Below are 8,838 nucleotides of genomic sequence, written 5' to 3'. Positions count from 1 at the left end.
CCCGGGCGCGGGCCCCGGCCCGCCGCCGGTCAACGCCATGGGCCCGGGGGCGAACGGGACATCGAACCCGTCCGACCCACGGCCACCGACGCTCAGGACCGATCAGGACCGCTCACGGAGCACCCGAGGCGCTCCGGCCGGGGCTCCGACCTCCTTCAGGCCCGGGACTCAGACCGCCTTCAGGTTCGGCACCTGCCAGTCGATCGCCCCGCCGCCGAAGGAGTCCAGCGCGGCGTTGATCTGCGAGAACGGACGGCTGCCGAAGAACAGCTTGGCCGACAGCGGCGACGGGTGCGCCCCCTGCACCACCACGTGCTTGGCGGTGTCGATCAGCGGCAGCTTCTTCTTCGCGTAGTTGCCCCACAGCACGAAGACCACCGGCTCCTCGCGGTCGCTCACCGCCTTGATCACCGCATCGGTGAACTTCTCCCAGCCCTTCGCCTTGTGCGAGTTGGCCTCGTGCGCGCGGACCGTGAGCACCGCGTTGAGCAGCAGCACGCCCTGCTCGGCCCAGTGCATCAGGTAGCCGTTGTCCGGGGCGGGGATGCCCAGGTCGGCGTCCAGCTCCTTGAAGATGTTGCGCAGCGACGGCGGCGTCCTGGTGCCGGGCAGCACCGAGAAGCTCATGCCGTGGGCCTGGCCGTTGTCGTGGTACGGGTCCTGGCCGAGCACGAGCACCCGGACCTTGTCGTACGGAGTGGCCTCCAGCGCGGCGAACTCCTGGCCGCTCGGGGGGAACACCTCGTGCTCCGCGCGCTGGGCCGCCACGAAGGCCGCCAGCTCGGCGAAGTAGGGCTTCTCCGTCTCGGCGCCCAGCACCCCGCGCCAGGACTCGGGCAGCTCCAGCCCGCCGCCCGCGCCGGCCTCGACCACGCCCGCCTCGACCGTGTCCGTCACGACATCTACCTCCAACACCGCGGCTGCTGCGCCGCACGCCCTCTTTCCCCCGAACGCTACACAGCCCCACCGACAATCCACTCCCCCGGAGCCGACCACCGGCACGAGGGACTCCGCCCCACCGACCGACCCGCCGACCGACCCGCCGACCGATCTCCGGACACGGAGCGGCCCCGCCCCGACGACCGGCCGGAACGGGGCCCGCGACGGCACCGCGGAGGTCAGACCAGCTCGACCAGGTCCGCGATCGACTTGACCACGCGGGACGGCCGGTACGGGAAGCGCTCCACGTCGGCGGCGGAGGTCAGCCCGGTGAGCACCAGGACGGTCTCCATGCCGGCCTCCATGCCCGCGACGATGTCGGTGTCCATCCGGTCGCCGATCATCACCGCCGTCTCGGAGTGGGCGCCGGCGGTGTTCAGCGCCTCGCGCATCATCAGCGGGTTGGGCTTGCCGACGAAGTACGGCTCCACCCCGGTCGCCTTGGTGATCAGGGCCGCGACCGAACCGGTGGCCGGCAGCACGCCCTCGGTGGAGGGGCCGGTCTCGTCCGGGTTGGTGCAGATGAACCGGGCGCCCTGGTTGATCAGGCGGATCGCCTTGGTGAGCGCCTCGAAGGAGTAGGTGCGGGTCTCGCCGAGCACCACGTAGTCGGGGTTGTTGTCGGTCAGCACGTAACCGGCCTGGTACAGCGCGGTGGTGAGCCCCGCCTCGCCGATCACGTACGCGGTGCCGTTCGGCCGCTGGCTCTTGAGGAACTTGGCCGTGGCCAGGGCGGAGGTCCAGATGCACTCCTCGGGCACCTCCAACCCCATCCCGGCGAGCCGGGCGCTGAGGTCGCGCGGGGTGTAGATGGAGTTGTTGGTGAGGACCAGGAACGGCTTGCCGGACTCCCGCAGCTTGCGCAGGAACTCCTTCGCCCCGGGGATCGGCGTGCCCTCGTGGATGAGGACCCCGTCCATGTCGGTCAGCCAGGACTCGATGGGCTTGCGCTCTGCCACGTAGGTGTCTCCCTCGATCTTGCAACGGTACTGAACGATCTCGCACATCGCTCCGGACCGGACACCCTCGGCCGGCCGGGCGCCGCAGGCTGCCCCAACGCCGACCAGCGTAGTCGTCCGCCGTCGTGTCCGACCCGCCTGTCCGTACAGCGGGAGGGACCCGCCGGACGGGTCAGCGCGGCAGCACGGTGATCCCGAGCATCCGCGCACCGGTCTCGGTGCGGGGCCGGTGGCGGCTGCCCGGCGCGAACACCACGTACGTGCCGGGTCCGTGGCGCTCCTCCCCCTCGATCACCTCGCCGCTCAGCACGAAGTAGCGCTCCTCGGTGGCGTGCACGTCGACCTCCGGCCACTCGCTCCCCGGCGCGAAGTCGATCAGCCAGCCTCTGGCGTACTCGGTCCTCGGCAGCCTGCGGCGCACGATCCCGGGCACGACCTCGACGGGTTCGACCTCCTCGACCTGAACGGTGGTCTTCAGTGCGGTAGCTCCATCGGTTTCGCTCATGGAGCCACTGTGCGACAGGTCGGTGCCCGGCTTCGAGAGTCCCGAAAGACATCCGTGGATATATTCGTGCCATGCGCCGTCACCGCGTGGTCGCCCTGCTGAACCCGCCGCAGTCACCCTTCGAACTCGCCTGCGCCGGCGAGGTCTTCGGCACCGTCCGCGCAGGGGTGCCGGTGCGCTACGACTTCCAGGTGTGCACCGAGCACCCCGGGCCCGTCCCGACCACCGTCGGCTACTCGATGCTCGTCGACACCGGGCTGGCCGCCCTGAAGCAGGCGGACACCGTGATCGTCCCGGGCTGGCATCCGCCGGGCGGACCGGTGTCGTCGGCCGTTCTGACCGCGCTCCGGGACGCCCACCGGCGCGGGGCCAGGATCGTCGCCATCTGCACCGGCGCGTTCCTGCTGGCCCGGGCCGGACTGCTCGACGGCCGCCGCGCCACCACCCACTGGTGCCGCACCGACCAACTCGCCGCCGACTTCCCCGACGTCGAGGTGGACCCGGACGTGCTGTACGTGGACCACGGCGACGTGGCGACCAGCGCCGGGACCGGTGCCGGCATCGACCTCTGCCTGCACCTCGTCCGCTCCGACCACGGCGCCGCGTACGCCGCCCGGATCGCCCGGAGCATGGTCCTGCCCCCGCACCGGGAGGGCAGTCAACTCCAGTACGCCGTACGGCCCGCCCCCGCCAGGACGGACGAGTCGCTGGCCCCGCTGCTGGAATGGGCCTCCTCCCGGCTCGACGCCCGCCTGACCCTCGACCGGCTCGCCGAGCACGCCGGGCTGTCCAGCCGCACGCTCGCCCGACGCTTCACCCGACAACTCGGCACCAGCCCCGGCCAGTGGCTGCTCCGTCAACGCATCGAGGCAGCACGGGTTCTGCTGGAGCAGACCGACCTGCCGGTGGAGGCCATCGCCACCAGGGTCGGCCTCGCCTCCGCGGTCAACCTGCGCCACCGCTTCCGGACGGCCCTCGGCACCACCCCCGGGGCGTACCGACGTGCCTTCGGCGAAGCCCGGTAGGAGGTGCACTCGGCCGGCACCGTCATCCGCGCGCGGCGTCCCAGACGGCGCTGGTCCCGAAGTAGGAGTCGTACAGTTCCTGGACCTCCAGGAGACTCTCCGGCGGCACCTCGCCGTAGCGGATGCGCTCGAGATGGCGGAAGTACTCGAAGCGCTCCACCCCGGGCGTGATGACGACGAGCATGTCCGCGATCTCGCCGGGCGCGGCAGCGAAAGCGTGCTGGGTGCCGGGCGGTACGACCACCACGTCCCCACGCTCCGCGGTGACCACGCGGCCTCCGGACAGCAACTGGGCAGTGCCGTCCAGGACGTAGAACATCTCAGCGGACTTGCCGTGGTAGTGCGGGCGGGCGCCGTTCGCTCCCTTGCCGAGCGTGACACGCATGCTGGAGAGCGCCCCACCCGTGGCAGGGCTGTCCACCAGCAGCTGGTTGGTCACCGGGCCGCCCGCGCCTGTCAACTCGGCGTCGGCGGAGCGTACGACGACGGTGTCGTCGAAGTCGGGGATGAAGAGAGACACTGGCTGCTCCTGGATGTCGATCACACGAACGTACGCCACCCGCCCGGACGGCGCCCACCCGCCGGCCCGGCGGTCGGGCCGGACCGCCCCGGCACGGGGTACACCGGCGGCCACCTGGGACAAGGCTCAGCGGAACATGTGGGCGTGCTCCTCGGCCCACTGCCGGAACGGCCTGGCCGGGGAGCCGGTGACCTGTGAAACCGTGTCGCGCACGGCCAGTAGCTCGTCGTTGACGTCTCCGCCCGTGACGTCGAGCACCGCGTCCGCGGCCTCCTCCCCGAAGACCGCGGCCATCCGATCACGAGCCTCCCGCCGGCTGATCTCGATGAACGGCACATCCCGCCCGAGTGCTGCCGCGATGGCCTCGACCTGCTGTCGGGCCGTCACCGGCTCCGGACCGGTCAGGGCGTACGTCCGCCCCCGGTGGCCGGGCTCGGTCAGCGCTACCCGCGCCACTGCCGCGATGTCCGCGGGGTGGATCGTGGGCAGCCCGGTGTCCGCGTACGGCGCGCGGACCGCCTCACGGCCGCGGATCGACGCCGCCCACATCAGGGCGTTCGAGGCGAACTGCGTCGGCCGCAGGATCGTCCAGTCCATGCCGCTGTCCTTGAGCAGCTGCTCGACCGCCAGGTTCTCGCCGGCGGGGCCGAGGTGCGGATGGGTCCGGACGGTGATGGACGACACCAGCACCACGTGCTCGACACCCGCCCGCCGGGCTGCCGCGAGGATGTCCGCGTCCGGGCCCATGCGCGACACGAGGAACAGCGAGCGCACCCCGTCCAGGGCGGGCTTCAACGACTCCGGCAGCGCGAAGTCACCCTCGACGGCCTCGACCTCCTCGGGGAACCTCGCCCGTGCGGCGTCACGGGTGAGCCCTCTCAGCGGCCCCGCACCGCATGCGTGCAACTCCCTCAGCAGTGCACTGCCGATGTTCCCGGTGGCTCCGGTCACGAGGATCATGAGCGCGTTCTCCCGCCGTCAGATGATCAACTTGAGGACACGCTAAAAGCTCAATCGCACTTCAGGTCAACCCCGTGCACGACGAAGGCCCTCCCGGTGTCGTGGGAGGGCCCTCGCGGCGTCGGTCGTGTCGCAGTCGAGCTGTGACAGGTGGCCCACCGGACGCGGCCGCCGTGCGGCGGGACGCCCACCGGACTGCGCTGCCGGCCGACGGGCGCTCCGGCGAAACCGGGAGTAACCGGGCGTCTCGTCCTCCGGACACGCGTGATTGAGTAGGCGCATGAACCCGCAGACGACCCCCGGTCCGTTCCGCGTCGGCCTGATCGGCTACGGCCTGGCCGGCTCCGCCTTCCACGCCCCGCTGATCGCCACCACCCCGGGGCTGCGGCTGGACGCCGTGGTCACCGCCAACCCCGACCGGCGCGCCCAGCTGGCGCGGGAGCACCCCGGCGCCCGCGCCGTGGACACGCCCGAGCAGCTGCTCGCCGACCCGGACGCGCTCGACCTGGTCGTCATCGCCTCGCCCAACCGCACCCACGCGCCGCTCGCCCGCGCCGCCCTGCGGGCCGGGCTGGCCACCGTGGTGGACAAGCCGCTGGCCGGCACCGCCGCCGAGGCGCTGGAGCTGTGCCGGCTCGCCGAGGAGCGGGGCGTGCTGCTCTCGGTCTTCCACAACCGCCGCTGGGACGGCGACTTCCTCACCGCGAGCCGGCTGGTGCAGGGCGGCGCGCTCGGCCGGGTGCACCGCTTCGAGTCCCGCTTCGAGCGCTTCCGCCCCAAGCCCAAGCCGGGCTGGCGGGAGCTGGCCGACCCGGCCGAGGTCGGCGGCACCCTGTACGACCTGGGCAGCCACCTGGTCGACCAGGCGCTCACCCTGTTCGGGCCGGTCGAGACGGTGTACGCGGAGATCGACGTGCGGCGCGACGGCGCGGTGGTGGACGACGACGCCTTCCTCGCCCTCACCCACGCCTCCGGCACCCGCTCGCACCTGTGGACCAGCGCGATCACCCCGCTGATCGGCCCCCGGCTGCGGGTGCTCGGCGACACCGCCGGCTACGTCAAGCCCGGCATGGACCCGCAGGAGGCCGACCTGCGGGCGGGCCTGCGCCCGGACGGCACCCGCCCCTGGGGCGCCGACCGGCCCGCGCACTACGGCACCCTCGGCACCGACGAGTCCGCGATCTCGCTGCCCACCGACCCGGGCGACTACCCCGCCTTCTACGCGGGCATCGCCGCCGCCCTGGCCACCCCGGGCACCCCGCCCCCGGTCGACCCGCGCGACGCGGTGGCCACCCTGACCGTGCTGGAGGCCGCCCGCGCCTCCGCCGCCACCGGGACGGCGGTCCGCCTGGGCTGACGGACTCCTGCGCGGAACCCGCCACCCCGCGTCCGACTGCTTCATAGGATGACCGGATGAGCAGTCAGCGGGGGCGGCGGGTCGATGCCGAGGAGCGCATCCGGCGCGAGCAGGAGTGGTCCGCCGAACAGAAGAAGCGCGAGAAGGCCTGGACCGAAGCGTTCGAGCAGCGCCAGAAGGTCCGGGAGGCCGAGCAGCGCGAGCACGAGGAGATCCGCTCGACCGAGAGCGAGCGGAGGGCCTGGACGCACGGCACGCGGAGCGGGTCGATCGGCTACGTCGACGTGACCGGTCCCGACGGGCGGCCGGTACGGATCGCGGTGGTCTGGCTCGGGCGCCTGTTTCCCACCTCCAGGCGCCTGCGCGCCTACGAGCCCCTCGTGAACGTCGACGGCACCGCCGGCGAGGGGGTCCTCCTGGTCATCCCCATCGCGATCCTCCTGGGCCTGAACTTCGGACTCCGCTGGCTGGTCCTCGCCCTGCTCCGCCGCCCGCGGTGGGCCGTCGCCGCCAAGGCGGGGGACGACCGGCACAAGCGCGGGGGCAACACCGTCCTGCTGCGCACCCGGCACCGGGCGACGGCCCTGAAGTACGCGGCCGAGCTGGCCGACCGGATCGAGCGGGACGGAGCCGCCGCCCTCGCGGCCCGATGACCTCCGCCCCTTACACGCCGATGACCTCCACCGCCGAGCCCAGCCCCCGGAAGTCCGCCACGTTGCGGGTGTACAGCGGCAGCCCGTGGGCCGAGGCGACCGCGGCGATCATCAGGTCTATCCGGCGCGGGCGCGGCTGCCGGCCGGCGGCGATGGTCAGCGTGACCAGCGTCCCGTAGCGCGCGGCGGCCGCCGCGTCGAAGGGCAGCGGGTCGAAGTCCGCCATCGCCGCGCCCAGCACCTCCAGCCGGGCCGCCCGGCTGGCCGGGTCGCGGGCCATCGACACGCCCTGCTGCAGCTCGGCGAAGGTGATCGCGGTCAGCTCCGGCACGGCCGGCAGGTCGGCCGGGTTGAGCAGCGCCAGGTCGATGTACACGCAGGTGTCCAGCACCCCGGCCGGCCGCCGCCGGGGCGCCCGTCGGCGCTCAGCCACGCCGCCGCTCGAACGGGTCGTCGTCGTCCCCCACCAGCTCCTCGGGGCCGAAGTGCTCCTCGGCCTCCTTGCGCATCTGCTGGTAGTCGACCCGCGGCAGCTTCACGTGCCGCGCCACCAGCTCCTCCGCCGTGAGCCGCCGCCGCCCGGACACCGGCCGCAGCTCCGCGACCTCGACCCCGTTCCTGGTGATGTGGAAGGTCTCCCCCGCCTCCACCGCATCCATCACCGCGGCGGAGTTGTTCCGGAACTCCCGCTGGGTAATCGTCTTCATCTCCCCACGGTAGCCCCGCGTAGCCCCCCTGGCTACACCCCGCCCGAGCTCGCCGAACCCCCTCTCCGGCCGCGCCCGACCGGCTGGGTTCGGCCGGCGGTTCGGCCGGCGGTTCGGCCGGCGGTTCGGCCACCGGTTCGGCCGGCGCCTGAGCCTGCGGTCCCGCGCTGCCCCAGGCGCTCACCCGGTGGAACGAGCGCTGGACCGGCCTCGACCGCCGGCTCGGCCCCACCGCCGACCGCCCGGCCGCCACCGCCCGCGGCTACCACGTGGCCGGGCGGGAACCCGGCGGGCCGTAGGATCGTCCTGTTGGTACGTCAGGGAGCCGATGGGACACCGGGAGGGGGAGCGCGCCGTGGCCTTGGTCGCGATGCTGTTGGGCCTGCTCCGGGTGTTGACCGGGGAGTCGGTGGCCGCCAGCGGGGCGCTGTCGTCGGTGGCCGCCGTCGCGGCCGTGGTGCTGGTGGCCGGGGCGGTCGCCGGGGCACTGGCCGGGGCGCGGCTGCTGGGCGCGCGGGCGCCGGCGGCGGTGCGCAGCGGGGTGCTGCGGCGCCGGGCGTTCGGTACGGCGTTCCTTCCGCAGCGTGATCCGGACGCCCGGGGCAGGCGACGCCCCAGGGCGCCGGGGGCGGCCCTGGCGGCCGCGTAACCACTCAACTGCCGTTCCGCGCGGCCGTCCTCCGCCGATCACTCATGTCCTGAGACCCCGGAGGGCTCGCTCCACCATGTCCGTTCTCGCTGTTCTCGACCCGGCCGTCGCCGCCGCGCACGCCGCCGTCGCCGCCATCGCCCACGTCCTGCCGACCGCCCTGGCGATCGTGCTGTTCACCGTCGCCGTCCGGCTCGCGCTGCACCCGTTGGCGCGGGCGGCGGCGCGCGGGGAGAAGGCCAGGGCGCGGCTGGCGCCGAAGGTCGCCGCGCTGCGGGAGAAGCACGGGAAGCGCCCGGAGAAGCTGCGGGAGGCGCTGGCCGAGATGTACCGGAAGGAGCAGGTGTCGCCGGTCGCGGGGTGCCTGCCGCTGCTGGTGCAGATTCCCTTCTTCTCGGTGATGTACCGCCTGTTCACCACCCCGAACGACCTGCTGGACCACACCCTGTTCGGCGTCCCGCTGGGCCTGCACGTCACGGGCGCGCACGGCGCCGGGCAGTGGGCGGTGCTCGCGGCGCTGTTCGCCGGGCTGACGGCGGTCGGGTTCGTCAACTTCCGCCGGGC

At 73.3% G+C, this 8,838-nt stretch carries 12 protein-coding genes; 5 read left to right on the top strand and 7 right to left on the bottom strand.

Annotated features, from left to right (window positions below; translation table 11 throughout):
* Positions 1–168: 168 nt before the first annotated feature.
* The 3 genes from ABZW03_RS31695 to ABZW03_RS31685 form a co-directional block, all read right to left on the bottom strand.
* Positions 169–897 (bottom strand): uracil-DNA glycosylase, encoded by a 729-nt coding sequence (locus tag ABZW03_RS31695; RefSeq protein WP_355265915.1) that lies wholly within the window; start codon positions 895–897, stop codon positions 169–171.
* 221 nt (positions 898–1,118) lie between these two features.
* The gene (locus tag ABZW03_RS31690; protein ID WP_355265912.1) at positions 1,119–1,898 is read right to left on the bottom strand and encodes an HAD-IIA family hydrolase; all 780 of its coding nucleotides are present in this window, start codon (positions 1,896–1,898) and stop codon (positions 1,119–1,121) included.
* Between the two features lie 172 nt (positions 1,899–2,070).
* The gene (locus ABZW03_RS31685; protein ID WP_355265909.1) at positions 2,071–2,403 is read right to left on the bottom strand and encodes a cupin domain-containing protein; all 333 of its coding nucleotides are present in this window, start codon (positions 2,401–2,403) and stop codon (positions 2,071–2,073) included.
* Between the two features lie 71 nt (positions 2,404–2,474).
* On the opposite strand from ABZW03_RS31685, the gene ABZW03_RS31680 reads away from it, so the two are divergent.
* Positions 2,475–3,428 (top strand): helix-turn-helix domain-containing protein, encoded by a 954-nt coding sequence (locus ABZW03_RS31680; protein ID WP_355265906.1) that lies wholly within the window; start codon positions 2,475–2,477, stop codon positions 3,426–3,428.
* Between the two features lie 22 nt (positions 3,429–3,450).
* On the opposite strand, the gene ABZW03_RS31675 is transcribed toward ABZW03_RS31680, so the two are convergent.
* The gene (locus ABZW03_RS31675; RefSeq protein ID WP_355265904.1) at positions 3,451–3,948 is read right to left on the bottom strand and encodes a cupin domain-containing protein; all 498 of its coding nucleotides are present in this window, start codon (positions 3,946–3,948) and stop codon (positions 3,451–3,453) included.
* Between the two features lie 126 nt (positions 3,949–4,074).
* Positions 4,075–4,908 (bottom strand): NAD(P)H-binding protein, encoded by an 834-nt coding sequence (locus ABZW03_RS31670; RefSeq protein WP_355265902.1) that lies wholly within the window; start codon positions 4,906–4,908, stop codon positions 4,075–4,077.
* Between the two features lie 280 nt (positions 4,909–5,188).
* Here ABZW03_RS31670 and ABZW03_RS31665 point away from each other — a divergent pair, with 280 nt between their 5' ends.
* Entirely contained in the window at positions 5,189–6,265 is a 1,077-nt protein-coding gene (locus tag ABZW03_RS31665; RefSeq protein ID WP_355265899.1) for a Gfo/Idh/MocA family oxidoreductase, read from the top strand.
* 56 nt (positions 6,266–6,321) lie between these two features.
* Positions 6,322–6,918 (top strand): hypothetical protein, encoded by a 597-nt coding sequence (locus ABZW03_RS31660; protein WP_355265897.1) that lies wholly within the window; start codon positions 6,322–6,324, stop codon positions 6,916–6,918.
* A gap of 10 nt (positions 6,919–6,928) precedes the next feature.
* Here ABZW03_RS31660 and ABZW03_RS31655 read toward each other — a convergent pair whose 3' ends face one another.
* Both ABZW03_RS31655 and ABZW03_RS31650 read right to left on the bottom strand, forming a co-directional pair.
* Entirely contained in the window at positions 6,929–7,351 is a 423-nt protein-coding gene (locus ABZW03_RS31655; protein ID WP_355265894.1) for a type II toxin-antitoxin system VapC family toxin, read from the bottom strand.
* The gene (locus tag ABZW03_RS31650; RefSeq protein ID WP_355265891.1) at positions 7,344–7,625 is read right to left on the bottom strand and encodes a type II toxin-antitoxin system prevent-host-death family antitoxin; all 282 of its coding nucleotides are present in this window, start codon (positions 7,623–7,625) and stop codon (positions 7,344–7,346) included. Before ABZW03_RS31650 ends, ABZW03_RS31655 begins: the two co-directional genes overlap by 8 nt.
* A 355-nt stretch (positions 7,626–7,980) precedes the next feature.
* Between ABZW03_RS31650 and ABZW03_RS31645 the strand changes: the two genes are divergently transcribed.
* Together ABZW03_RS31645 and ABZW03_RS31640 are read left to right on the top strand one after the other, a co-directional pair.
* On the top strand, positions 7,981–8,274 hold the full coding sequence (locus ABZW03_RS31645) for a DUF6412 domain-containing protein (RefSeq protein WP_355265888.1): 294 nt from the start codon (positions 7,981–7,983) through the stop codon (positions 8,272–8,274).
* Positions 8,275–8,350: 76 nt separating this feature from the next.
* Positions 8,351–8,838: YidC/Oxa1 family membrane protein insertase (locus ABZW03_RS31640; protein ID WP_355265885.1), on the top strand; the 488-nt coding region annotated here is incomplete at its 3' end.

Origin of the sequence: Kitasatospora sp. NPDC004799 (genome assembly GCF_040609095.1) — a bacterium.
Taxonomy (GTDB): domain Bacteria; phylum Actinomycetota; class Actinomycetes; order Streptomycetales; family Streptomycetaceae; genus Kitasatospora.
This window is presented reverse-complemented; position numbering and strand designations above follow the sequence as displayed.

Bases quoted from the DNA above. Each gene is read 5' to 3' on its own strand.
- ABZW03_RS31670 (WP_355265902.1), bottom strand. From the start codon at position 4,908: ATGATCCTCGTGACCGGAGCCACCGGGAACATCGGCAGTGCACTGCTG.
- ABZW03_RS31665 (WP_355265899.1), top strand. From the start codon at position 5,189: ATGAACCCGCAGACGACCCCCGGTCCGTTCCGCGTCGGCCTGATCGGC.
- ABZW03_RS31660 (WP_355265897.1), top strand. From the start codon at position 6,322: ATGAGCAGTCAGCGGGGGCGGCGGGTCGATGCCGAGGAGCGCATCCGG.
- ABZW03_RS31680 (WP_355265906.1), top strand. From the start codon at position 2,475: ATGCGCCGTCACCGCGTGGTCGCCCTGCTGAACCCGCCGCAGTCACCC.
- ABZW03_RS31685 (WP_355265909.1), bottom strand. From the start codon at position 2,403: ATGAGCGAAACCGATGGAGCTACCGCACTGAAGACCACCGTTCAGGTC.
- ABZW03_RS31650 (WP_355265891.1), bottom strand. From the start codon at position 7,625: ATGAAGACGATTACCCAGCGGGAGTTCCGGAACAACTCCGCCGCGGTG.